Annotated in this window: 24 protein-coding genes; 15 read left to right on the forward strand and 9 right to left on the reverse strand. The window is 62.3% G+C overall.

What is annotated here, in order from left to right; translation table 11 throughout:
* Nucleotides 1–83: 83 nt before the first annotated feature.
* Together guaA and WG924_RS02225 are read left to right on the forward strand one after the other, a co-directional pair.
* Nucleotides 84–1,631 (forward strand): glutamine-hydrolyzing GMP synthase, encoded by a 1,548-nt coding sequence (gene guaA, locus WG924_RS02220; RefSeq protein WP_345931299.1) that lies wholly within the window; start codon nucleotides 84–86, stop codon nucleotides 1,629–1,631.
* Nucleotides 1,632–1,925: 294 nt separating this feature from the next.
* Nucleotides 1,926–3,182, forward strand: coding sequence for a tyrosine-type recombinase/integrase (locus WG924_RS02225; protein ID WP_345931301.1), 1,257 nt, complete (start codon nucleotides 1,926–1,928; stop codon nucleotides 3,180–3,182).
* Here WG924_RS02225 and WG924_RS02230 read toward each other — a convergent pair.
* Complete coding sequence (locus WG924_RS02230; protein ID WP_345931302.1) at nucleotides 3,148–3,432, reverse strand: helix-turn-helix transcriptional regulator; 285 nt, start codon at nucleotides 3,430–3,432, stop codon at nucleotides 3,148–3,150. The genes WG924_RS02225 and WG924_RS02230 overlap by 35 nt on opposite strands.
* A 314-nt stretch (nucleotides 3,433–3,746) precedes the next feature.
* Between WG924_RS02230 and WG924_RS02235 the strand changes: the two genes are divergently transcribed.
* Together WG924_RS02235 and WG924_RS02240 are read left to right on the forward strand one after the other, a co-directional pair.
* On the forward strand, nucleotides 3,747–4,712 hold the full coding sequence (locus WG924_RS02235; protein ID WP_345931303.1) for an SDR family NAD(P)-dependent oxidoreductase: 966 nt from the start codon (nucleotides 3,747–3,749) through the stop codon (nucleotides 4,710–4,712).
* Nucleotides 4,709–5,281, forward strand: a complete 573-nt coding sequence (locus WG924_RS02240) for a TetR/AcrR family transcriptional regulator (RefSeq protein WP_345931304.1) — start codon at nucleotides 4,709–4,711, stop codon at nucleotides 5,279–5,281. The genes WG924_RS02235 and WG924_RS02240 overlap by 4 nt, the downstream gene beginning before the upstream one ends.
* A gap of 31 nt (nucleotides 5,282–5,312) precedes the next feature.
* Here the strand turns inward: WG924_RS02240 and WG924_RS02245 are convergent, their stop codons facing one another.
* The gene (locus tag WG924_RS02245) at nucleotides 5,313–6,908 is read right to left on the reverse strand and encodes an MFS transporter (RefSeq protein ID WP_345931306.1); all 1,596 of its coding nucleotides are present in this window, start codon (nucleotides 6,906–6,908) and stop codon (nucleotides 5,313–5,315) included.
* A gap of 70 nt (nucleotides 6,909–6,978) precedes the next feature.
* Nucleotides 6,979–7,407 (reverse strand): nuclear transport factor 2 family protein, encoded by a 429-nt coding sequence (locus WG924_RS02250; protein WP_345931307.1) that lies wholly within the window; start codon nucleotides 7,405–7,407, stop codon nucleotides 6,979–6,981.
* Nucleotides 7,408–7,746: 339 nt separating this feature from the next.
* On the opposite strand from WG924_RS02250, the gene WG924_RS02255 reads away from it, so the two are divergent.
* The 11 genes from WG924_RS02255 (at nucleotide 7,747) to WG924_RS02305 (ending at nucleotide 16,675) form a co-directional block, all read left to right on the forward strand.
* The gene (locus WG924_RS02255) at nucleotides 7,747–8,628 is read left to right on the forward strand and encodes a LysR family transcriptional regulator (RefSeq protein ID WP_345931309.1); all 882 of its coding nucleotides are present in this window, start codon (nucleotides 7,747–7,749) and stop codon (nucleotides 8,626–8,628) included.
* 340 nt (nucleotides 8,629–8,968) lie between these two features.
* Entirely contained in the window at nucleotides 8,969–9,766 is a 798-nt protein-coding gene (locus WG924_RS02260; RefSeq protein ID WP_345931310.1) for an NADPH-dependent F420 reductase, read from the forward strand.
* A gap of 94 nt (nucleotides 9,767–9,860) precedes the next feature.
* On the forward strand, nucleotides 9,861–10,271 hold the full coding sequence (locus tag WG924_RS02265; protein WP_345931312.1) for a nuclear transport factor 2 family protein: 411 nt from the start codon (nucleotides 9,861–9,863) through the stop codon (nucleotides 10,269–10,271).
* Between the two features lie 122 nt (nucleotides 10,272–10,393).
* The gene (locus WG924_RS02270) at nucleotides 10,394–10,765 is read left to right on the forward strand and encodes a DUF427 domain-containing protein (protein ID WP_345931313.1); all 372 of its coding nucleotides are present in this window, start codon (nucleotides 10,394–10,396) and stop codon (nucleotides 10,763–10,765) included.
* A gap of 141 nt (nucleotides 10,766–10,906) precedes the next feature.
* Nucleotides 10,907–11,818: a LysR family transcriptional regulator gene (locus tag WG924_RS02275; protein WP_345931316.1), complete on the forward strand. Its 912-nt coding sequence runs from the start codon at nucleotides 10,907–10,909 to the stop codon at nucleotides 11,816–11,818.
* Between the two features lie 190 nt (nucleotides 11,819–12,008).
* Entirely contained in the window at nucleotides 12,009–12,707 is a 699-nt protein-coding gene (locus WG924_RS02280) for an NADPH-dependent F420 reductase (RefSeq protein ID WP_345931318.1), read from the forward strand.
* A 63-nt stretch (nucleotides 12,708–12,770) separates the two neighbouring features.
* Nucleotides 12,771–13,538 (forward strand): SDR family NAD(P)-dependent oxidoreductase, encoded by a 768-nt coding sequence (locus WG924_RS02285; RefSeq protein WP_345931320.1) that lies wholly within the window; start codon nucleotides 12,771–12,773, stop codon nucleotides 13,536–13,538.
* 80 nt (nucleotides 13,539–13,618) lie between these two features.
* Nucleotides 13,619–14,329 (forward strand): NADPH-dependent F420 reductase, encoded by a 711-nt coding sequence (locus tag WG924_RS02290; RefSeq protein WP_345931738.1) that lies wholly within the window; start codon nucleotides 13,619–13,621, stop codon nucleotides 14,327–14,329.
* Between the two features lie 9 nt (nucleotides 14,330–14,338).
* Entirely contained in the window at nucleotides 14,339–15,145 is an 807-nt protein-coding gene (locus tag WG924_RS02295; protein WP_345931322.1) for an SDR family NAD(P)-dependent oxidoreductase, read from the forward strand.
* A gap of 50 nt (nucleotides 15,146–15,195) precedes the next feature.
* Nucleotides 15,196–15,732 (forward strand): DUF2867 domain-containing protein, encoded by a 537-nt coding sequence (locus WG924_RS02300; protein ID WP_345931323.1) that lies wholly within the window; start codon nucleotides 15,196–15,198, stop codon nucleotides 15,730–15,732.
* Nucleotides 15,713–16,675 (forward strand): LysR family transcriptional regulator, encoded by a 963-nt coding sequence (locus WG924_RS02305; RefSeq protein ID WP_345931324.1) that lies wholly within the window; start codon nucleotides 15,713–15,715, stop codon nucleotides 16,673–16,675. Before WG924_RS02300 ends, WG924_RS02305 begins: the two co-directional genes overlap by 20 nt.
* On the opposite strand, the gene WG924_RS02310 is transcribed toward WG924_RS02305, so the two are convergent.
* Genes WG924_RS02310 through trbK-alt form a run of 6 tightly spaced genes read right to left on the reverse strand, consistent with a single transcriptional unit; the run spans nucleotide 16,670 to nucleotide 21,588 of the window.
* Nucleotides 16,670–16,891 (reverse strand): DUF2274 domain-containing protein, encoded by a 222-nt coding sequence (locus WG924_RS02310; protein WP_345931325.1) that lies wholly within the window; start codon nucleotides 16,889–16,891, stop codon nucleotides 16,670–16,672. The genes WG924_RS02305 and WG924_RS02310 overlap by 6 nt on opposite strands.
* Nucleotide 16,892: 1 nt before the next feature.
* Nucleotides 16,893–18,116, reverse strand: coding sequence for a TraB/TrbI/VirB10 family type IV secretion system protein (locus WG924_RS02315; RefSeq protein ID WP_345931326.1), 1,224 nt, complete (start codon nucleotides 18,114–18,116; stop codon nucleotides 16,893–16,895).
* Nucleotides 18,113–19,162, reverse strand: coding sequence for a P-type conjugative transfer protein TrbG (gene trbG / locus WG924_RS02320; protein WP_345931328.1), 1,050 nt, complete (start codon nucleotides 19,160–19,162; stop codon nucleotides 18,113–18,115). The genes WG924_RS02315 and trbG overlap by 4 nt, the downstream gene beginning before the upstream one ends.
* Nucleotides 19,159–19,842: a conjugal transfer protein TrbF gene (gene trbF / locus WG924_RS02325; RefSeq protein WP_209159355.1), complete on the reverse strand. Its 684-nt coding sequence runs from the start codon at nucleotides 19,840–19,842 to the stop codon at nucleotides 19,159–19,161. Before trbF ends, trbG begins: the two co-directional genes overlap by 4 nt.
* Entirely contained in the window at nucleotides 19,842–21,197 is a 1,356-nt protein-coding gene (gene trbL, locus WG924_RS02330; RefSeq protein ID WP_345931333.1) for a P-type conjugative transfer protein TrbL, read from the reverse strand. The genes trbF and trbL overlap by 1 nt, the downstream gene beginning before the upstream one ends.
* 4 nt (nucleotides 21,198–21,201) lie before the next feature.
* Nucleotides 21,202–21,588 carry a putative entry exclusion protein TrbK-alt gene (gene trbK-alt / locus WG924_RS02335; RefSeq protein WP_345931335.1) on the reverse strand — a complete coding sequence of 129 codons (387 nt, stop codon included), beginning with the start codon at nucleotides 21,586–21,588 and terminating at the stop codon, nucleotides 21,202–21,204.
* Nucleotide 21,589 lies beyond the last annotated feature (1 nt).

Below are 21,589 nucleotides of genomic sequence, written 5' to 3' on the forward strand. Positions count from 1 at the left end.
CGTGACATGGTTCTCTCCGCTCCACCGGGCGGTGGCCGCCGATGCACCGGCAAGGGCCGCGCCCCGACCCCTCAGGAGGCGCGATGACCGACCGCATCCTGATCCTCGACTTCGGCAGCCAGGTGACGCAGCTGATCGCGCGCCGTGTGCGCGAGTCGGGGGTCTATTCCGAAATCAAGCCGTTCAGCGTCGATCCCGACTGGATCAGGGAGTTCGCGCCCGCGGGTGTGATCCTGTCCGGCGGACCGGCTTCCGTGACCGAAGCTGCCACGCCGCGGGCACCCGACATGGTCTTCTCGCTGGGGGTGCCGGTGTTCGGCATCTGCTATGGCGAGCAGACCATGGTCGCCCAGTTGGGCGGGCGGGTCGAGGCCGATGACCATCGCGAATTCGGTCGCGCCTATGTCGACGTCAAGGAAAGCTGCGGCCTGTTTGATGGTGTTTGGACGCCGGGCGAACGTCATCAGGTGTGGATGAGCCATGGCGACCGGGTGACCGCGCTGCCCGATGGCTTCCGCGTGGTGGGCGTCTCTGATGGCGCGCCGTTCGCGGCGATCGCCGATGATGCGCGCCGGTTCTATGCGGTGCAGTTCCATCCGGAAGTCATGCACACGCCGGATGGCGCGAAGCTGATCGGGCATTTCGTGCGCGACATCTGCGGCTGCCCGGGCGACTGGACGATGGCCGCCTTCCGTGAGGGCGCCATCCAGCGCATCCGCGAGCAGGTGGGTGCGGAGCGGGTGATCTGCGGCCTTTCGGGCGGCGTCGACAGCGCGGTTGCGGCCAAGCTGATCCATGAGGCGATCGGCGACCAGTTGACCTGCGTGTTCGTCGACACGGGGCTTCTGCGCTCCGGCGAGGCGGCCCAAGTGGTGGAGCTGTTCCGCGACAGCTTCAACATTCCGCTGGTGCATGTCGAGGCCGGCCCTCTGTTCCTCGACAAGCTCGCTGGCGTCGAGGATCCCGAGCGCAAGCGCAAGATCATCGGCGGCACCTTTATCGATGTCTTCGAGGCCGAGGCGAGAAAGATCGGCGGCGCCGCCTTCCTCGCCCAGGGCACGCTGTATCCGGATGTGATCGAGTCGGTGTCGTTCACTGGCGGGCCCAGTGTGACGATCAAATCGCATCACAATGTCGGCGGCCTGCCCGAGCGGATGAACATGAAGCTGGTCGAGCCGCTGCGCGAGCTGTTCAAGGACGAGGTCCGCGATCTCGGCCGCGAACTGGGCCTGCCCGACGGCTTTGTCGGCCGCCATCCTTTCCCGGGGCCGGGGCTTGCCATCCGCGTGCTCGGCGCGGTGGCCGAAGACCGCCTGGCGGTGCTGCGCAAGGCCGACCGGATCTATCTGGAAGAAATCCGCAAGGCCGGCCTCTACGACGCGATCTGGCAGGCTTTTGCCGTGCTGCTGCCGGTCCGCTCGGTGGGCGTGATGGGTGATGGTCGCACCTATGACAATGTCTGCGCGCTCCGCGCCGTCACCTCGACCGACGGCATGACCGCCGACAGCTACCCCTTCGACCACGGCTTCCTCAGCCATGTCGCCCACCGCATCATCAACGAGGTCAAGGGCATCAACCGGGTGACCTATGACGTGACGTCGAAGCCGCCGGGAACGATTGAGTGGGAATGATTCAGACCCCTCCGAACTCCACCGATTTTACGCTGAAGTACGATCTAACCAACTGAAAACAAAAATAAATTCCGTCTGTGCCTATCGACATCTATCGGTGGGCATAGATAGCGTTTGGCGGCCTCGCTGACGGGCCTCGCCCCCATTGATCAACCGGAAAAACGAAAGTACCGTCAGGAGCAATGAGGCTCATGACGGTACTTTTTTTGATATAAGACGCTGAATTATAAGCGCTTTCTACGCCATGGGCCTCCAAAAACCGCGTGACGGTACTTTTCCGCAAGGAGGCCCTAAATGTTGACCGATGCAGCACTCAAGTGCTTGAAACCAAAAGCCAAAATGTACAAGGTATCGGATCGTGACGGCATGTATGTGCGCGTTGCACCGTCGGGCGCCATCTCGTTCAGGCTCGACTATCGGCTGAACGGCAGGCGGGAGACCGTTTATCTCGGCAGGTATGCCCGTGACGGGATATCGCTCGCCAGGGCTCGCGAGTTATGCATCGACGCGCGGCGCGCGATCGCCGAAGGGCGGTCTCCCGCCATCGAGAAGCAGCGGGAGAAGCGCCGGATCAAGGAAGCAAAGAGCTTCGGCCAGTTCGGCGAGAAATGGCTGACCAATGCGACCATGGCTGATAGCACCCGCGCGATGCGTCGCTCTATCTTCGAGCGCGGGCTCATGCCTGTCTGGCGGAATCGTCTTTTGACAGAGATCACGCCGGACGACCTTCGCGCTCACTGCGGCAAGATCGTCGAACGGGGGGCCCCTGCCACCGCCATCCACGTGAGGGATATCCTGAAGCAAATCTACGGCTTCGCCATTCTCCACGGTGAGAAGGTCGCCAACCCGGCCGATGATGTCGGCCCGGCCTCGATCGCCACTTTTACGCCGAAGGACCGCGCACTCTCGCCCGCCGAGATCCGCATCATGTTCAAACAGCTCGAGCATGTCGCGACGTTGCCAACGATCCGCCTCGGTATGAAGCTCTATCTCCTCACCATGGTCCGGAAGAGCGAGTTGCAGGATGCAGTGTGGGACGAGATCGATTTCGACAACGCCGTCTGGACCATCCCGAAGGAGCGCATGAAGCGGTCGAAGCCGCACAACGTCTATCTGTGCCGGCAGACGTTGGACATCATGATTGCGCTCAAGACCTGCTCCGGCAACTCCCGATACCTGTTACCGTCCCGGTACGACGCAGATGCGCCGATGTCGCGCGCGACCTTCAATCGGGTCACCTATGCCGTCGTCGAACAGGCCAAGAAGGAGGGGCTGCCGCTGGAGCCTTTCACGGTCCATGATCTGCGACGGACGGGCTCGACGCTGCTAAATGAGCTGGGCTTTAACAGCGACTGGATCGAAAAGTGCCTGGCGCACGAGGACGGGCGCTCATCGCGCGGCGTTTACAACAAGGCCGAGTATGAGGTGCAGCGTCGGCATATGATGCAGCAGTGGGCGGATACCGTGGATGCCTGGATCGACGGTCGGAAGCACGCCCCAACGCTTCTGCCGACAGCTATGCCTGTGAAGGAGCTTGATCCCGCCCTTTGATCGGTCGGGTCTTGCGCTTGGTGACGTCGGGGTGCTGTGCTCGACGGATCGGGGCAGTTCGCCGCGCCGTCAGCCAGGCCTCGACCTCGGCGAGGTCCCAAACAATACACCGTGGCGAGAGCGCGAACCGACGGGGAAATTCACCACGCTGCTCCATTTCATAAATCGTGCTGTCAGCCATCGGCACCATCTCGCGCAATTGGTGCCGCCGGATTGTTCTCCGAATTTGTGTGGTTTCGATCTTTGCCATGCTCAATCTCCTGCGTTGTTAAGGCGATTGAGACTGATAGATGCTGATACTGGAAGCCCCTTCGAAACGCCGTGCGGCGTTTTCGGGCTGTGGCGTACGCATCGGCGGGTTTCTCTTGGCTTCCAACTGCAGCACCGGGGTCAAGTCTGGCGCGAACGCAGAACGGTGAGCGAAATCGAAAGGCTTGCTTCGTGAGTTGGAGGCATGACGCCTCGCAGCAAGCCGGTGGAGTGAGTGTGTGCAAATCCTCGGTTGGTTGACGCTGTCAACCTCCTTGGGGTATAGGTTGACAACGTCAACCTGAGGCTTTTGATATGCCAACTGCTGTCATCACCGGGGGCCATAGCGGCATCGGCTATTCCTGCGCCCGCTATCTCGCCTCGCATCACAAATGGGATATCGTCCTGGCGGGGCGAAGCCCCGAAAAAATGAGCAAGGCCGTGAACGAGTTGAGGAAGGTGGCGAACGTCAAAGTCACGACGCTTGCGCTCGATACATCGTCGCTTGCATCGGTCCGCGCAGCAGCGGCGCAATGCATCGCCATGCTGAACAGTGGTGAGGTTGCCTCCCTAGATGCGCTGCTTTGCAACGCGGGCGGGCGTTTTGATGGCCCGGTGGCCTACTCGGACGACGGATACGAGGTGACCTTCGCCAGCAACTGCCTGGGCCACTTCCTGCTGACTTGCCTGCTGGCCGACCACATGGCTCCCAAAGGGCGCATCGTCTTCACCGCCAGTGGGACACACGATCCCGACACCGTTGACGGGAAGTTGGTTGGCGCTGCGGTCGAACCTGATGGAGAAGTGCTCGCAAATATGAGTAAAGATGGCTCAAAGCCCATATCGGCGGGAAAGCGCTACTCCACGTCCAAGCTGTGCAACATACTCAATGCATATGAATTGCACCGTCGTCTTCGAAATTCCGGTTCTTTCTTGGTCGCCATAGCCTTCGACCCGGGCAGCATTCCCGACACCGGATTTCTTCGAACCCTGCCCACACCGGTCCAGTGGCTGGCGAAGACGGCATTCATGAGGTGGGTGTCGCGCCGTCTGGGCGTCACCATGGGATCAGTCGATTTCTCCGGCGCCTCGCTCGCCCGCCTTGCCGCCGATCCCGGCTACGAAACAGGCTCAGGCAAATATTTCCAATCCAACGACGGGAAGCTGATTGAGGCGCGGTCTTCAACTCTTTCCTATGATGGAGATCGGGCCGCGAATCTCTGGAACCAGATGCAGCGTCTGGCCCGACTGCGGCGAGAGGAAACGCGCTTATCGGCATGACCACTGACAAGAGGCTGATCGTGGCCGCCGCGAACCTGCTCGACGCCGGTGGCGAGGAAGCCGTGACGCTGCGCGCTGTCGGACACGCGGCGGGCGTGTCACACAACGCGCCCTATAAGCATTTTGCAAACCGGAGCGCCTTGCTGGCGGCTGTCGCGACCGTCTCGTTTTCGGATTTGGCAGAGGCGATGGCTGCAATTCGAGGATCGCCTCGAACGCCTCTAGAAAAATTGACGGCCATCCTCGATCTTTTCATCGACTACAGTCGCGAGCATCCTGCGCGATACAGGCTCCTGTTCAACAACCCCGAAACAGCGGCAGCCGGCGGCGAGCTCAAGATCAAGGCGCTTGAGACTTTCGATCACTTCCGATCAATCGTGCAGGAATGCCAGCAAGCGGGCGGCCTACCCGACGCGCCCAGTGAAACCTTGGCCAGTCTGATTTTCGCCACCGCCCACGGGCTTCTGGCCATAGAGAGCAACGGTCAGTTGCACCCGGAGAAAGGGCTTTCCAGCGTGAAAGCGAGTATGGAAATCCTACTCGCTCTGCTCACGCCCGCCAAAATGTAGAATCGGTGGAGCCTTACTGGCGCGAGCCAGATTAGGGCTGGCTGCAAAGAGCCGCCTTGTCGGGTGGTATCGCGGTGGCTGCGGCTTCTTCCGCCTCGTCCTCAATATCCTCCACCGTCTCGTGGCTTCGCCCGAGAAAGAGGAAGACGACGATGGCCGTCAGCATTGTGATCGCACTCAACAATACGAGCAGCGTCGAGAATCCAGCGCTGTATCCTTGCAGCAGTGCCGCCCGCTCCATGGATGGCACGAGCGCCGCCGCCTCCGGAAGATCGCCTGTTACGAGTCGCTGAGCGACCGAGCCCGCAGGACCACCGGCTGCCGCGCCAAGATTGGCGCTGATAAGTAGGGACAGCACCGCCGACACCAATGCAAGCGCTACGCCCTCGCCGGCCACGCGGGACGTGCTGAAGATGCCGGTCGCCATGCCGGCCCGCTCCCTGGGCACGACGCTGACTGCAAGCCCGTCCATCAAGCCCCAAGGCAAGCCTATACCGACACCTATTGTGATCAGCGGTGCAACCAGTGCAGCGGGATCGGAACCGACAGGGAACCGGCCGAGCCAGTAGAGGCCCACTGCGGCGATTGCGAGTCCTGCCCCGCAGATCGCGGCCGGCGCGAGCCAGCGTGTCAGCAGCCCCGCTGCGATCGGGAGAACGAGCAAGGGGGCGGACAGCGCAATCATCATCTGACCGGCTTCGATCTCGTCCATTCCCTCGATCCCGATGAAACGGACAGGCATCAGAACCAAGAGCACGACGAAGGCATAGGCAGGCGCCACCGCCAGCAATTGTGCGCCGACAAAACGCGGAAAGCGAAACAGCGACAGGTCCAGCATCGGCCGGGCAACAGTCCGCTCGATCAGTCCGAAGGCGACGAACAGCAAGACAGCGGCGGTCAACAGCACGACGACGAGCGGATCGTCCCAACCGCTTTCCGGAGCCTGTAGCACGCCAAAGGTCAGTGCGGTGAGTGCCAGGGTGAAACTGATGGCCCCCTTCCAATCAATTCCGGAGGCGGTCGGATCTCTGGATCCCCGCATGAAGATCGCACCGAGAACAAGCCCGATTCCCACCAGCACGACGAGCAGCATGAAGATTGCCGGCCAGCCCAGCGTGGTGATCATCCACCCCGCCGCGACCGGCCCGAAGGCGAGCCCAATGCCGAAGTTGGCACCAACGATGCTGAATGCGCGGAGCCGCGTGGCCCCGTCGAATTCCTGGGCAAGCGCAGCTAGGCCACCGGCAAAGGCTGCGGCCGCACCCACGCCCTGAAGCGCCCTCAGAAGGTCGAACCAGACGATGTCGCTTGTAAAAATCAGGCCGATCGAAAGCAGCCCGAAAGCCGCCAAACCGGACAGGAACACTTTCTTGCGTCCATAAGTGTCGGCGAGCGCGCCGGCCGCCATCAGGGTGCTGCCGAATGTCAATATGAAAGCATTCAGCGCCCAGTTTAGCTGGATCGGGCTGCCGCCGATTTCTCGGCTAATAGCGGGCAGTCCGACGGCGATTCCGGTGAAAGCCAACGGCGCGGTTACAGCCGCGCAGCAAACGGCAACAAGAACGAGCCGTCGTCCGGAAATAGTATTATCATGTCCTGTATGTACAGCGCGTTCCTGTGCTTTCATTTTGACAATTCCAACAATATTAAAAATGAAGGGCGACCTTCATGGAAGACAGTAAGCTTGGCGGGGTGGTTCAATCGGGGCGGCGTGCTTCGACAACGGCAGCGGTGTTTATGTACATCTGCCCGCAGACGATCTTTCCGTCGCGCATCTCGAACCGGGCAAGGAGATCACTATCCGCGATCTTCGCAGTTTCTCGGTGCCGCAAACGGAAATGGCCCTCGATGAAGACTTGGCCCCCAGCATCGGTAAATCGCTTGGTCTCGTATGCGAGCAACTCATACTCGGATAAGAGCAGCGTCGTCAGCCGTTGATAGCCCTCGCGGCCCCTATGCTCGTAACCCGCCCAAGGGATGGCGGCGCGTAGGTCGTCATTGCACACACAGGAGACGACAAAACGGAAATCGGGATGCACGTAGTTGCTAAAGGCGTCGTCCATATCCCCACTGCGTTGCGCTGCGAAGAAACCTTTTGCAGCTTCGATGTTGGGCGTATCAGACATGACAAGATCCCTTGATCTCAATTCGGATGATCGCTGTCCAATGACGCAGACGTCGGGCGCGGAGGTTGCAGCAGGCAGTCGTCAGCACACGATGAAGCTTTTCGGTCGGCGTCCCTGGACTGAATATCCGCGTCACCACGATGGCGCTTTAAGCGTACGGGTCGGCCCGAAAGCAGAGGCGACGCGCAAGCGCATACTATGCTGTTGCCCATCTCCATGCTCCCTGACGGCTGCGGCCGGCCGCACTAGTCGGTGGAGAATGCCAGTTGCACGGATATTGATAATTCTGCCAAAAAGTGACAGACTGTTGTTATGGCAACAACAATAGATTTCCTGGAAATGCAGGCGTTCATCGCCGTGGTGACGGAAGGATCCTTCACTGCGGCGGCGGAACGTCTCGAAACCGACAAGGCGCGGGTGAGCCGCATCGTAAGCCGAATGGAAGCAAAGCTCGGTGCGCGGCTTTTGAACCGGTCGACCCGACACCTCAGCGTGACGGAGGTCGGTCGCGACTATTTCGAACGGGCTTCATCCATCTTGGCTGCTGCCGAAGCGGCGGAATCCGCCGTCGCGCAACGGACGCAGGAGCCGAAGGGTCGGCTCAAGGTAACGGCGGGCGCTGAATTTGGGACCATGCAGGTCGATGGCTGGATTGCCGCTTTCTTGCAGAAGTGGCCAAGGGTGACCGTCGAAGTGGAATACACGAACCGCCTCGTCGACATTATTCATGAAGGTGTCGATGTGGCCGTTCGTATCGGCCCATTGCAGAATTCAGAGCTATCGGCGCGCAAGCTGGGCGAGTTGACCTACGGCTTGTATGCCTCCCCGGAATATCTCCAGGGCGACGCTGGCGTTGCTACGATCGATGACCTGAAGCGACGCCACCTCATCATGCACGCCCCGCGCGGTCGCCCAGCTTGGAATCTGGTAAATGGTGAAGAAACGGAGAGGGTGTGGCAGGCACCCCGCTGCGCCGTCAACAATACCATGGCCGCAAGGAATCTAGCGCTGTCCGGCCTAGGGATCGCGCAGTTGCCACGGTACATGGCGGAACCGCATGTGCTCGAAGGGGCGCTTGTCAGAGTCTTGCCGGCTTGGGCATGCATCCCTGTGCCAGTCCACGCGGTCTTTGCCTCCACGCGTTACATGGACCCAAAGGTGCGTGGCTTTGTCGACCTATGTCGTGATGCTTTCAAAGCCAACGTCGAATGCTTCTGTTGAGGTAACTTCCTTGGGCTGCCGCCGGATGCGAGAACGCCAGCCTGTCGATGCTGCCCTGCTCATCTTTCCGGCTGTCTGGGTGACAGGCGCCCAATTTTCCTGAGGCACAATGTTAGCCCGCATCGGCGTGAGCAGCGCATGCCTGCACGGTCTTAAAACTTATTGTCGGCGTTAGGGACAACAGTGCGTTGCTTGAGGCATCACTGTTAACTCTGTGGCCGGGTTCATATTTCTCACTCGTGCCATTTGCTGTGGCTCTCGCGATCTACAGACGTGAGAGACAGCGCGGGGCGCATGAACCTTCCCGGCGGCTACCGCTCCTTTAAGAAAGATATCGTCAATGACACAAACCATCGGAATCATCGGCTCCGGCCTCGTGGGCAAGGCGGTCGCCCGTCTCGCAGCGGCGGCGGGCTACAACGTCGTCCTCAGCAACGCCCGCGGTCCGGAGAGTCTCTCCAACGCGGTCGCCGAACTCGGTCCGCGCGCCAAAGCGGGAACGGTCGAAGAAGCGATCGCTGCTGGCGACATCGTCACGCTCTCGATCCCGATCGCAGCCTCCGAGCAGTTGCCCGCCGACAAGTTCGCGGGCAAGGTCGTGCTCGACCAGACGAACTACTATCCCGCATTCGGCAACAATGACGTCCTCGACAAGGCTGAGCTGACCTCCAGTGAGCTGATCCAACGGCGTTTGCCGGGAGCGAAGGTCGTCAAGGGCCTTCACAATCTCAGCTGGCTCCATATGAAAGCCGACGCGACGCCGACGGGTTCGGCGAATCGCACGACCCTGCCGATCGCGGGCGACGACGCCGGCGCGAAGCAGGCGGTGACCGAGTTCTTCGACAAGATCGGCTTCGATTCCGTCGACGCGGGCTCGCTCGCAGACAGCTGGCGCATCGAACCGAGCACGCCGATTTACTTCTGGGCCTACGCTCCAACGGTCGACCTGCAGGCGACGGGTCCGGAAGCCGAACGCGCCTATACGCAGCCTGGTACGCCCGTGTCGCGAGAAGATGCTCAGCGCCTGATCGACGAGGCAAAGCGCCCGTCGCCGATCGGCGGCACGTTCGAGGGCATGCCGCAGGTCCACGTCGACCTCTTCATGGCTCAGGCCAGCGCCGCGACCACCGCGAAGTAACCCCCTGCCGGACGCCCCTCCAAGGGCGTCCGGCATTCGGTAGTGGGAGGCCGCGTGGCCCCCGCCGGGCCGCACATATTCTGGAGCCACAGCGATGCCGAGCGAAGACCATCTCACCCCTTTCCTTGAGGCGATGCACGAGGGCGATATTGCGCGAGCGCGCGAGCATCTGTCGGAAACCGTCGAACTCAATAGCCCGATCCTGCCCACGCCATTCAAGGGGCGCGCCAGCGTGTCCGCCGTCCTCTCCGAACTGCTCTCCACGATCGACGCCTTCGAACCGCGGATGATGATGCGCGACGGTGCCGACGTCATTGCCGTCCTTACGATCCGGTTCGAGGAGCATGTGATCGACGCCTTCGACCACGTCCGACTGGGCGAGGACGGCCGTATCGAGACCATGACCATTGCATGGCGCCCGCTGCCCGCCGTCGTCGCGGTCCAGCAGCGGCTCGTCCCCAAACTCGGCGGGAAGGCGATGCGCCTCGTCCCAATCGAGCAATAGGAACACTCTAGATCTTCCTGCGGGCCCCGGCCGGGCGAACGTCCGGATGCGCGCATCTCTCGACAGGGGGCTGCGAGCGGCGAGAGACTTCCGCACAACTAGCGAACAACAAGGAACACGACATGCAAGGTGGAAGAAAACCAGGTCCCGACCATCCGATCACCATCGCTCCGGCGGGGGAAAGGGTTGTGGTCAAGTTGGACGAGGCCATCCTCGCCGACAGCCGCGACGCGCTCATCCTCAAGGAGGCGAGCCTTAATCCGGTCTACTACATCCCGCGCGCCGACGTCGCGATGGGCGAACTCAGCATGAGCGACACCAGTACCCATTGCCCGTACAAGGGCGACGCCAGCTATTTCAGCGCGCGAAATGGCGACGCTAAGGATGTCGCCTGGTCGTACGAGAACCCTTTCGACCACATGCTGATCATCCAGGGATACCTCGCGTTTTACCCGGACCGCGTCGACGCCATCGAGACAACGGCTCGCGACTGATTGCTGGATTAATTCGGCAAATCGGCCGAATTCTGCTGTTGTTCCGATGACAACAGTCCAGTCGTATGGAGCCGACTAGTGTCGAATATATAAGGGTCGCGCTGATTGATCGCTCAAGCGGCGCGTGACAGAATGTTGTTCATGACATCAACAGTCGGCTTTTCAGAAATGCAGGTTTTCGTCGCGGTGGTGATGGAGGAGTCCTTCACCGCTGCGGCCGATCGCCTCGAGACTGACAAGGCTCGGGTGAGCCGCATCGTGCAGCGGATCGAGGAAAAACTCGGCGCGAGGCTGCTAAACAGGTCCACCCGCCGGCTCAGCGTTACGGAAGTCGGTAGGGACTATTTCGAACGCGCCTCTTCGATCCTTGCCGCCGCAGAGGCGGCCCAAGCAGCGGTCGCCCAACAGAGCCAGGAGCCCCAGGGCCGTCTGAAGGTTACAGCGACACCAGAATTCGGCACCACACGGGTCGACAACTGGATCGCCGCCTATTTGTCCAAGTGGCCGAAGGTCACCGTGGAAGCGGTATACTCCATTCGGTTCGTCGACATCATTCATGAGGGAATCGATGTCGCGATCCGCATCGGCACCTTGCAAGATTCTGATCTGTCGGCCCGCAAGCTTGGAGAGATAACTTACGGCCTCTATGCCGCGCCGGGATATTTGAAGGAAAGTGCGGAGCTCCGCACCGTCGGCGATTTGAAGCGTCACGACCTTATTACGAAAACCTCTAACGGCCGCGCAAGCTGGACCCTTGTGAATGGCCAAGCCACGGAAAAGGTTTCGCAAGCGCCACGCTGCGCACTCGATAACATCATCGCCGCCAAGAACCTGACCGTATCCGGGTTGGGAGTGGCGCAACTTCCGCGTTTCATGGCTGAGCCGCATGTGGCGGAGGGAACCCTGGTCAGGGTTTTGCCGGGCTGGGCAAGCATACCGATGCCGGTCCATGCCGTTTTTGCCTCCACGCGCTACATGGATCCGAAGGTGCGTGGCTTCGTTGACCTTTGCCGCGCTGCTTTCGGGGATGGTAGCGACGCCAGCCTAGCCTGAAGCCAGCCGACACCAGCAGCAGTCGGCCATATTGCGCGCCAGCGCGACCCAGCTATCTCCGTTCATCATTGTTGCTCGCACGAACAACAGACTGAGGTTCATGGGGCATCTAATCTATTCCTGAGCGATATCCTAACTTTCAACAGAACGCTCCTCGGGGGCATAAATGTTGAGGTAGACAGGATATCTAATGAAGATCGGAATTTTGAGCGCCGGCAATATCGGCAGTCGTTTGGCCCGCGCCTGGGCAGCCGCAGGTCATGAACTCGTCATCGCCAAGGATGGTGAGGACCGGAAGATCGAACCACTACTTGCGGAACTGGGCGACAAGGCTCGGCTCGGCACGATCCGCGAGGCGGCGGAGTTCGGTGAAGTCGTACTTTTCTCGATTTACTGGCCGCGGGTTGAAGCAATCGTTGCCGAGGTCGGCGACGCGCTCGACGGCAAGGTCGTGATCGAGACGATGAACCCGCTCGGCGTTACCGCCGATTTCGTGCACTTTCACGATCTGGAGTTCATGCGCGACAGCTCGACTTCGGAAGACCTGCAACGGCGCTTGCCTAAGGCGCGCATCGTCAAGGGATTCAACCTGATCGCGGCTCCGTCGCTTGAGGCGGCGGCATGGGCTGAAGCGCCGGTGCAGGCCAATGTCTTCTACGCAACCGACGACAGTGCCGCTGGCGACGTAACGCGGGGCCTCATCGCCGACGCGGGCTTCAAGCCCGTCAACGCCGGCGATCTCAAGGGCGCCCGGCAGCTCGAACAGGTCGGCGTGCTTCTGCATCACGTCGCAGACAATGAATACGGTGGCGACGCTGACCTGATCCGCCTCGCGCTCGCAGTCGTCGAAGCCAAACCTGGCCCGATCACGCGCGAACGTGTCGCCTGATCGAGCGAGCCAGCTCGACCGCAAATTCCAATATCGCAATTCGCTGTACGAAGGAAATCTCCAATGGCGCAGACATTAAATGGTAAAACCGCACTCGTGACCGGAGCGGGCCGGGGCATCGGTCGGACGATCGCTGAACGGCTCGCGGCCGCCGGCGCGACGGTGGCGATCACGTACAATGCCAGCAGCGCTGGCGCGGAAGAGGCGGTCGCAGGGATCGAGAAAGCGGGCGGCACCGCCTTTGCGCTGCAAGCCGATCTCTCCGATGCCGGGTCGATCCCTGGCTTGTACGACGAGCTGGATCGCGAGCTGACGGAACGCAAGGGCAGCAGGACGCTCGACATTCTGGTCAACAATGCGGGTAATTCGGGTTGGGGCGGTCTTTCCGACGCCACGCCGGAGGCCTGGGACACGATGATCGCGGTCCATGCCCGCGCGCCGTTCTTCATGGTCCAATCGGCGCTCAATCGTCTGTCGGATGGCGGGCGGATCATCAATATCTCATCGGGCCTCTCCACGCGCCCGCAACCGATGGTGCCGATCTATTCGATGGCGAAGGCGGCGATCAACAACCTGACCCACGCGCTTGCGATGGAGCTTGGTCCGCGCGGGATTTCCGTGAACGCGGTGGCACCGGGTTGGACGCGAACGGACATGAACGCTGCGGTCCGAGAGGATGCCAATACCGTGAAGGCGATTGAGGCCGACACCGCGTTCGGCCGCTTCGGTGAAACGTCAGACATCGCCGCAGTTGTTGCCTTCCTCGCATCTGACGATGCCCGGTGGGTGACCGGTCAGGTGATCGAGGCGAGCGGCGGCTACAGGCTCTGATTGGCTGAACTGCCCCGGCGTCGGCGCTCGCACGCGTCGGTGCCGGCAACGGCGCGCCGCCACGCAGCGGCGACCAAACCATTCCACAGCTTAGGAGAGCGATGATGAACGTTGGAATCATAGGATCAGGGGAAATTGGCGGCTCGCTGGCCCGGCGGTTGTCGAAGTTGGGCCATCAAGTATCCATCGCCAATTCGCGCGGCCCTGAATCGCTTGCGGATCTCGCAGCCGAGACCGGCGCCAGGGCGGTGACCGTCCATGACGCGGCACGCAGCGGCGAGATCGTCTTCGTCGCGATCCCGGCCTTCAGGATCGCCGATCTGCCGAAGGATCTGTTCGACGATGTCGATGCCGATGTAGCCGTCGTGGAGACGGGAAATTACTATCCCCAGGAGCGGGATGGGCGGATCGATCCGATAGAACAGGGCATGGCCGAAAGCCGCTGGGTTGCAAATCAGCTCGGACGGCCGGTTCTGAAGGCCATAAACAACCTGCACTGGCGCAGCCTGCTTGATGGCGGAAAGCCTGCGGGCACGCCGGGACGCATCGCGTTGCCGGTGTCGGGCGATAATGAGGCCCATAAAGCCAGACTCATTTGGCTGTTCGACGAACTCGGATACGGCGGTGTCGACGCCGGCCCTCTTGACGAGTCCTGGCGTCAGCAGCCCGGCACGCCGGTCTACGCCGCAAATCTGGATATGGATGGTGTCCGTAAAGCACTTGCCGAAGCCAGTCCTGAGCGAAAGCCGGAATTTCGTGCAGCGCTCAACAGCAGCATCGGCAAACCTTAGGAGGGACCAATGGATACGCAGCTTACGGGTCGCACCGCGTTGGTAACCGGGGCCAGCCAAGGTATCGGCGAGGCGATCGCACGAGCACTGCATGCAGAGGGCGTCAAGGTGGCGCTTTTGGCACGCAGTGACAAAAAGTTGGCGACGATTGCCAACGATCTGGGAGACGGTGCTTTCGCGATCGGCGGTGACGTCACCGATGCTGAGAGCTTGTGCCGATCCCTCGCTACGATAGAGGCCAAGCTCGGACCGATCGACATCGTCGTCAACAATGCTGGTGGCCTGAGATCATCGACTGGGGGGCTATTCCGACCGTTCGAGGACGTGCCCGATGCTGACTGGCTCGAGACCTGGGAGTTCAATGTGCTCTCCGTCGTGCGGGTCGTTCGAGCACTGGCACCGGCGATGGCTGAGCGCGGATGGGGGCGGATCATCAACATCTCGTCTGAAAGCGGCATTCAACCTGACGCGGTCGCCATCGAATATGCCTCGGCCAAAAGCGCGCTGAATATCCTGACCAAGGGGATAGCAAAGACCTACGCCAACCGCGGGGTACTCGCGAACGTGGTGTCGCCGGCCTATGTGGACACTCCCATCGTGCGCGAGTTGCTAGCCCAGCAGGAAGGCGCGGAGCGTCTGTCGCGCGACGAATTGGCGGCTCACTTCCTACCCTTCCTTCGCCCGAATATCGGGGTCGGCCGCCCGGGCAAACCTGACGACGTCGCCGCGGCGGTCGTGTTTCTGGCGTCGGAACAGGCAAGCTTCATTACCGGAACGAACCTACGAGTCGATGGCGGTTCGGTAATGGCGATTTAGCGGTCGCCATGGGCAGATTACGCACCAGGGTTGGACGGGCGAAGTCTGTAGTGGCGCCCGATGAAAGCAGCATCGCGGGAGCATACGCCGGCGCCGATCTGCTTGACGCCTTTGCCGCGACGTTTTGCGCTGGCCTGCCTCGCGATCCGGACGCTGTGGCGCGCGCTATCTTCGGTCGGCCGGCCTGGTGGATTCGCGGGCTCCTCGCGACACGTGACATGGCCATGGGTCGCTTTGGGTTGAAGACGACGGATGAACTTCAACGCAACGCGCGCGAAAACGAGTCCATCGCCTTTTTCCCGGTTTTATCGCGATCAGAGAACGAACTGGTGCTCGGTGTGGATGATCGACACCTTGATTTCAGGACGTCGATACTACTGGGCGCGTCAGATGACGAGCGCGCTTTCGATGTCGTCGTAACGACAGCCGTTCGCTGTCACAATACATTCGGGCGCGCCTATATAAGTCTGATCAGGCCATTCCACGTACTTGTTGTTCGATCAAATCTGAACCGCGCTGCGGCGATGGCAGGCGGACCTGTGCCACGTTCTGCGAGAGGAGTCGACAGTGCCGGATATCGCTCTTGACCTGCGCTATCTGAGATACGCCACCCTTGCTGCTGAATATGGTAGCTTCCGGCGCGCCGCCGAAATACTTTCCGTGTCGCAGTCGACTGTCAGCCGACGCATCCAAATCTTGGAACGGCGCATCGGTATGGCGTTGTTCGACCGACATCGGTCGGGAGCCCGCATTACGGCGGCTGGCGAGCGCTTCTTGAGGGAGGCGGCAATTGGCGCCAAGCATCTTCACCAAGCTGCAGACGCAATCGCTCAGGCCAAACGGGGCTGCACGGGAGTGCTTCGCGTCGGATTGACCGCCTGCCTTGGCAACGGATTTCTGGCCGAATTGCTTGCCGCTTACCATCGCCGCTTTCCGGAAATCGAGGTGGTCTTCGAGGAGGGGACCGCGCAAATGACCGCGGGCGCGCTGGCTGGCGGTCGCCTCGACGTGGCGCTCATGCTCATAGATCTGAGACTACCGGGTTTTCAAGTTGAACAGTTGTGGGAGGAAAGGATCTATGTCGCCGTTCCGGCTTCCCACCGGATCGTTTCCTCGGATGGAGTTCGCTTGGGTGATGTGAACGAAGAGACCTTCCTTGTGATGGCGCAAGCCGCAGGCCCCGAGATAGAGGATTATTTGGTACGGGAATTGTCAGTCGTTGGTCTGCGACCGGCAATTTCCACACAGCAGGTAGGCTGCGAAAATCTCTTAAACATGGTGGCGCAGGGGTTCGGCATCACCCTCGCCACAGACTCCGTTGGTGGGCTTGCCTATCCGGAAGTTCGTTTCGTCCCGGTCGTCAGTATTGAAGACAAATTCTCGTTTAGTGCGGTCTGGTCGGAAACAAATCCGAATCCCGCGCTTAAGTTCTTCATCGACATGAGCCTTGAGCGACGCATGAGGGCGAGAACGCGCGCTGACGCGACCAAGCCAGCGGTTGCAACCCGGTCGCTTCCAACATCGTCATGACGCTTGACGACGCGCCTTTGCAAAGCCGCGATCGGTCGCGATGAAGCGCTGAACCATGGGTACGATCAGCTTCGAGGGATCGGGCGCCGGCTGTCCAGTTTCTTGGGCCAGAATCCCAGCATAAGCTGCAAGATCATGGTGGAGCGACGCAGGAAGCTCAATTGTCACCTTGACCGGTTTTTCGTCGGCAATGGCGCCGAGCTTGAGCTTGGCCATATCACCCTCCGTATGGTTGGAGCACGAGGTCGCGCGTGACGATTACGCGCACCGGGAAGCCGGGTCGGATCGTAAGCGTCGGAGCGATATTGAGCTGGCGCCGGACGATCTGTTGGCCCGCATCATTGATCGTGTCCTGACCGCCGTTGCGGATCGCCTGGATAAGTCGATCGTCATTGTCGACGGCGAGTTCGGCGCCGACGCTGAGTAAGGTCGAAAGGCCTGCGGCTTTGGCGAGGTCCCACCAGTGGTAGTCGACGCCATCCTGTAGGCCGGCGTAGCCCTCGGCGTCTGCGCCCGGCTGGCGCTCGAGCACGATCGACCGGCCGTTGGGGAATATCAGCCTGTTCCATACCAACAACACGCGGCTTTGTCCGAACTGGACGTTGTTGTCGTACTGGCCGATGACGCGTGCACCTTGAGGCACGAGCAGGATGCGGCCCGTCGGGCTGTCGTAGATATTCTCGGTTACCTGAGCCGTGATCTGACCGGGAAGGTCTGATCGGATCCCAGTGATCAGCGCGGCGGAAATCACGGCGCCAGCCTGAAGGATGTTGGGCGACGCCGGGGCGGCGACGCGATCGGCAGCGACTGTGCGCCGATCGGCGGCCGCAGTGAGAAACGCGTTCTGCCGGTCCTGCGCCGTGGGCGTCGTCGGTGGCGGGGCCAACCCGAGGCTGGTGAGATCGGGTATCGGTTGCGCGGAAGGCGTTGTCTGGGACGGCGTTGCCGACGCCGTGCGGGTTTCGGTGGCGGCGAACAGCCTCGCCGTGCGTGCCGATTCGAGTTCTTGAATGCGCCGCTGCTCTTCCGGACTGAGGCCGGGGTTGGGCGGGACCACGCCGGGCGTCGGTACGGGTTGGCCGCGATTCTGTGCGTCAAGGATGGGGCGACCAAGGTCGCCCGGAAGCGGCGGGCCCAGCTGAGGCACACCGCTATAATCGCGCGGCAGGCCGGCGATGCCGTCGGCTGTCGGGCGGTTCTCGGTCGAGAAAAGTTCCTCGTTGGGCCGACCGCCATCGCGGGTTTGTAGCGCATAGATGAGCGCACTGCCGATCCCGACGCTCGCGACCAGGCCGAGACCGGCCAGCACCTTTCTCGACAGTCGAATGACGCGCGGCGGTTCGGCGCGCAGCCGCATCTGCGCAGGACCGACGGGCTCGCCGGTCAACGGCCGAGCCTCCTCGTCCAGACCTTCCTCTTTCCGGGGCTCCGTCTCGCTCACGACGCCGGTCTCCCATCGGTGCGCACGATCCGAACGCGCTTCTGGCGATCGCCGGAGCCGTACCGCAACTCGGCGGCGGCGAAGAGCCTATCGACAATCATGTGATGGCCGCGAACCCGGTAGTTCACCAGTTCCGAGGTGTTACCCTCGGGACCAACCACGAACAGCGGCGGCATCTCCCCCTGGCCAATACCGCGTGGGAATTCGATGAAGACCTGGCGGCCGTCGTCAAAGGCGCGCAGCGGCCTCCAAGGGGCGCGGTCGCCTTCGATCGCGTAGCGGAAGTTGACGTTGGCGAGGTCGACGCCGCTTGCCACCGGCTGGGCGACTTGCGCCTCGGCGTTCTGCCGGCGCAGCGCGATGAGCTGGTCCTGCGGATACTGCCAGGAGACGGAGGCCATATAGGTCCGCTCGGTCGAGCGCAGCTCCATGTGGTAGGTGCGCAGGTTGGTGTTGATGACGAGGTTCGTCATCAGGTCGTGGCGGGTCGGCTTCACGAGGATATGGATTTGGCGCGTCGCCCCTGATCCGCTCTCGGTGTCGCCGATGATCCAGCGCACCGTATCGCCCGCCGCGACGGGGCCGGAGCCGACGAGCTGCTCACCGGGCTGCAAGGCAATGTCGGTGATCTGTCCGACGGCCGTATAGACCTGATAGAGCGCGCCTTGCGTGAAGGGGTAGACCTGCATCGAATTGATGAAACCGTCGCGCACCGGCTGGATGCGCGCGGCGGCATTTGCCTGGTTCACCCGCGCGGTCGGGTCAGCCGGCTCGGGTGTGCGCCGCGAAGGCTCCACGCGTTGCAACTGGCCGGGCAGCGGCAGCGGCCGCGGCAGTTCAACCACGGTGACGGGCGCTGGCGGATCGACGGTCTGCACGGCGGGAGCCGCGTTGTCGTAAGAGATCTCGGGCGGCGGGTTGGTGGTGGCGCAGCCGGCGAGCGCGGTTGTCGCCAGCAGAACCATCGGGATTGCGGCTCTCCGCAGAGCCGGGAACGCGAGTGTGTGCGAAGCCGGGTTTCCGGCTTTACGGAAAGACGACTTCATTGCCCAAGCTCCCGTGACCAGTTGATGGCGTTGACGTAGATGCCGAGCGGGTTCGCCCTGAGCCGATCGGCGTTTCTGGGGACCTGCACGACGATCGTCAGGATCGCGGTCCAGCGCGTGGTCTCGGCGAGCTGGCCGTTCTCATAGCGGCGCTCGACCCAGGCGACGCGGAAACTGTCCGGAGAGGCGCGGATGACGCTGGACACGTCCACCGCAACCTGCTGGCGGCCGACCCGCGTGAACGGGTCGTTCGAGCGCGCGTAGTCGTTCAGTGCCATCGCGCCGCGATCGGTCGTGAAATCGTAGGCCCGGAGCCAGTTCTGACGCACGATGATCGCGTCGGCGGGAATGCTGCGGACCTGTTCGATGAAGCGCGCGAGGTGGAAGGCGATCTGCGGATCGGTCGGGCGGTAATCCGCCTCGGCGGGTGCGACTGCCTGAGCCTGGCCAAGCCGATCGACCTGCACCACCCACGGGACGATGGTTCCGCGCGCCGATTGAACGACAAGTGCAGTGGCGAACCCGGCGGAGAGAACCAACGAGCCGAAGGCCATCAGCCGCCAGTTCTTGGCTTGGATGCGCGAGGCGCCGATGCGCTCGTCCCAGACCTGGGCCGCGCGTTGATACGGCGTCTCCGGCTCGGGTGCTTTGCCGTAATGGGTGGAGGGTCGTTTGAACATCAGCGATCGCCTTCGGAAAGATTGACGGAAGAGCCGCCGCCATGGGCGTCGCCGGAGCGGACGGCGTGTGCCGTCGCCTGGACAGCGTGTGTCATGCGTTGGGAGCGACGCATCCGCTGCGCCCAGGCGGGAGGACCGCCAGCGCTCGCAGGCGCAGCGCCGTCGCCGGCAGCATCACCGCCGATCGAGCCCATGGTGGACGATCCGCCCGTGGCTTCGAGTGCCGCTTTGCCGCCGGCGTTGAAGCTGGACTTCATGCTATCGGCCGCACGCGATGCGGCGCGGCGTAGCGGTGAGACGGCGGCACTGCCGCCTGCACGAGCAATGCCGCCGAGGCCGGATGCGACGCCGGCCGCGCCGGACTGTCCGGCTGCGCCGAGGCTGTAGGCAGTCGATACGCCACCCGCGATCGCTGCGCCGCCGCGAGCGGCGGCCGCTGCACCTCCAGCCAAAGCCGCGCCACCGGAGGCGGCCGCGCCGACGGCGCCAGCGCCGAGCGCAACCATGCCGCCTGCGGCGAGACCCGTTCCAACGGCTGCGCCGGCGCTGAGCTGGGGACCGCCCGAGACGATGCCGCTCGCGATGCCGGGTCCGAAGATGCCGAGGCCGAGCAGCGACAGTGCGGCGAGGACGATCGCCATCGCCTCGTCGATCGAGGGCGTGGCACCGCCAAAGCCAGCGGTGAACTCGGAAAATAGCGTCGAGCCGATGCCGATGATGACGGCAAGCACGAGGACCTTGATGCCGGACGAAATGACGTTGCCGAGCACGCGCTCCGCCATGAAGGCGGACTTGCCGAAGAGGCCGAACGGAATCAGCACGAAGCCGGCGAGCGTCATCAGCTTGAACTCGATGAGCGTGACGAAAAGCTGGATGGCGAGGATGAAGAAGGCGAGCAGCACCAGCGCCCAGGCGAGGAACATGCAAGCGATCTGGATGAAATTCTCGAAGAACGACCAGAAGCCCATCAGGCTGGAGATCGAATCGAGCAGTGGCCGGCCAGCGTCGAGGCCAGTCTGTGCGACCCGTCCGGGACGCATCAGGTCGGCGGTCGAGAAGCCGGTGCCGCTCGCTTTCAGGCCCAGGCCGGCGAAGCTTTCGAAGACGATCCGGGCGAGGTTGTTCCAATTGCCGATGATGTAGGCGAAGACTCCGACGAACAGGGTCTTCTTGACCAGCCGCGCCATGATGTCGTCATCGGCGCCCCAGCTCCAGAACAGCGCTGCGAGCGTCACGTCGATGACGATCAGCGTCGTGGCGATGAAGGCGACTTCGCCGCTGAGCAGCCCGAACCCGCTGTCGATGTAGCGGGTGAAGACCTCGAGGAAATGGTCGATGACGCCGGTGCCGCCCATGATGCTATCGCGCCTCGTCGAGCTGAGGCGTGTTCGGCGCGGCGGGCGTCGTCTCCGGTGGATTGGTCCGTTGTGGCTGAGGGGTGAGGCCATCCCGCGGTGCTGGAGGCATGTCCGGCAGGTGCTCGGCAGGTCGGGCGCCCGGCGCGAGGAAGCGGTGGCGGTTCTCCGCCCAGGCACGGCGGCAATCCGGGTCGCGCGGACCTTCTTCGCCGAGCGCCTGGCAGCGGATCAGTGCGTCGCGCAACGGATCGACCTGGGCCTGTACGGTGCGGCCGGACGGCCAAATCTCGGGCGCTTCCTCTTGCCGGGTCATCTCGATCGCGGTCGCGGTGACCGCGACGGCGACGAACACCACGGCGCCGATGCGGGCGAGTAACTTGCCGTCCATC

Origin of the sequence: Tistrella arctica (assembly GCF_039630945.1) — a bacterium.
Classification (GTDB): Bacteria; Pseudomonadota; Alphaproteobacteria; order Tistrellales; family Tistrellaceae; genus Tistrella; species Tistrella bauzanensis.

What these genes read in the sequence shown, in the direction of transcription:
- WG924_RS02265 (WP_345931312.1), top strand. Translation starts at nt 9,861, where the DNA reads ATGCCGAGCGAAGACCATCTCACCCCTTTCCTTGAGGCGATGCACGAG.
- WG924_RS02260 (WP_345931310.1), top strand. Translation starts at nt 8,969, where the DNA reads ATGACACAAACCATCGGAATCATCGGCTCCGGCCTCGTGGGCAAGGCG.
- WG924_RS02310 (WP_345931325.1), bottom strand. Translation starts at nt 16,891, where the DNA reads ATGGCCAAGCTCAAGCTCGGCGCCATTGCCGACGAAAAACCGGTCAAG.
- WG924_RS02240 (WP_345931304.1), top strand. Translation starts at nt 4,709, where the DNA reads ATGACCACTGACAAGAGGCTGATCGTGGCCGCCGCGAACCTGCTCGAC.
- WG924_RS02275 (WP_345931316.1), top strand. Translation starts at nt 10,907, where the DNA reads ATGACATCAACAGTCGGCTTTTCAGAAATGCAGGTTTTCGTCGCGGTG.
- WG924_RS02295 (WP_345931322.1), top strand. Translation starts at nt 14,339, where the DNA reads ATGGATACGCAGCTTACGGGTCGCACCGCGTTGGTAACCGGGGCCAGC.
- trbK-alt (WP_345931335.1), bottom strand. Translation starts at nt 21,588, where the DNA reads ATGGACGGCAAGTTACTCGCCCGCATCGGCGCCGTGGTGTTCGTCGCC.
- WG924_RS02255 (WP_345931309.1), top strand. Translation starts at nt 7,747, where the DNA reads ATGCAGGCGTTCATCGCCGTGGTGACGGAAGGATCCTTCACTGCGGCG.
- trbG (WP_345931328.1), bottom strand. Translation starts at nt 19,162, where the DNA reads ATGAAGTCGTCTTTCCGTAAAGCCGGAAACCCGGCTTCGCACACACTC.
- WG924_RS02285 (WP_345931320.1), top strand. Translation starts at nt 12,771, where the DNA reads ATGGCGCAGACATTAAATGGTAAAACCGCACTCGTGACCGGAGCGGGC.
- WG924_RS02250 (WP_345931307.1), bottom strand. Translation starts at nt 7,407, where the DNA reads ATGTCTGATACGCCCAACATCGAAGCTGCAAAAGGTTTCTTCGCAGCG.
- trbF (WP_209159355.1), bottom strand. Translation starts at nt 19,842, where the DNA reads ATGTTCAAACGACCCTCCACCCATTACGGCAAAGCACCCGAGCCGGAG.
- trbL (WP_345931333.1), bottom strand. Translation starts at nt 21,197, where the DNA reads ATGGGCGGCACCGGCGTCATCGACCATTTCCTCGAGGTCTTCACCCGC.
- WG924_RS02225 (WP_345931301.1), top strand. Translation starts at nt 1,926, where the DNA reads ATGTTGACCGATGCAGCACTCAAGTGCTTGAAACCAAAAGCCAAAATG.
- WG924_RS02235 (WP_345931303.1), top strand. Translation starts at nt 3,747, where the DNA reads ATGCCAACTGCTGTCATCACCGGGGGCCATAGCGGCATCGGCTATTCC.
- WG924_RS02280 (WP_345931318.1), top strand. Translation starts at nt 12,009, where the DNA reads ATGAAGATCGGAATTTTGAGCGCCGGCAATATCGGCAGTCGTTTGGCC.
- WG924_RS02270 (WP_345931313.1), top strand. Translation starts at nt 10,394, where the DNA reads ATGCAAGGTGGAAGAAAACCAGGTCCCGACCATCCGATCACCATCGCT.
- WG924_RS02230 (WP_345931302.1), bottom strand. Translation starts at nt 3,432, where the DNA reads ATGGCAAAGATCGAAACCACACAAATTCGGAGAACAATCCGGCGGCAC.
- guaA (WP_345931299.1), top strand. Translation starts at nt 84, where the DNA reads ATGACCGACCGCATCCTGATCCTCGACTTCGGCAGCCAGGTGACGCAG.
- WG924_RS02245 (WP_345931306.1), bottom strand. Translation starts at nt 6,908, where the DNA reads ATGAAAGCACAGGAACGCGCTGTACATACAGGACATGATAATACTATT.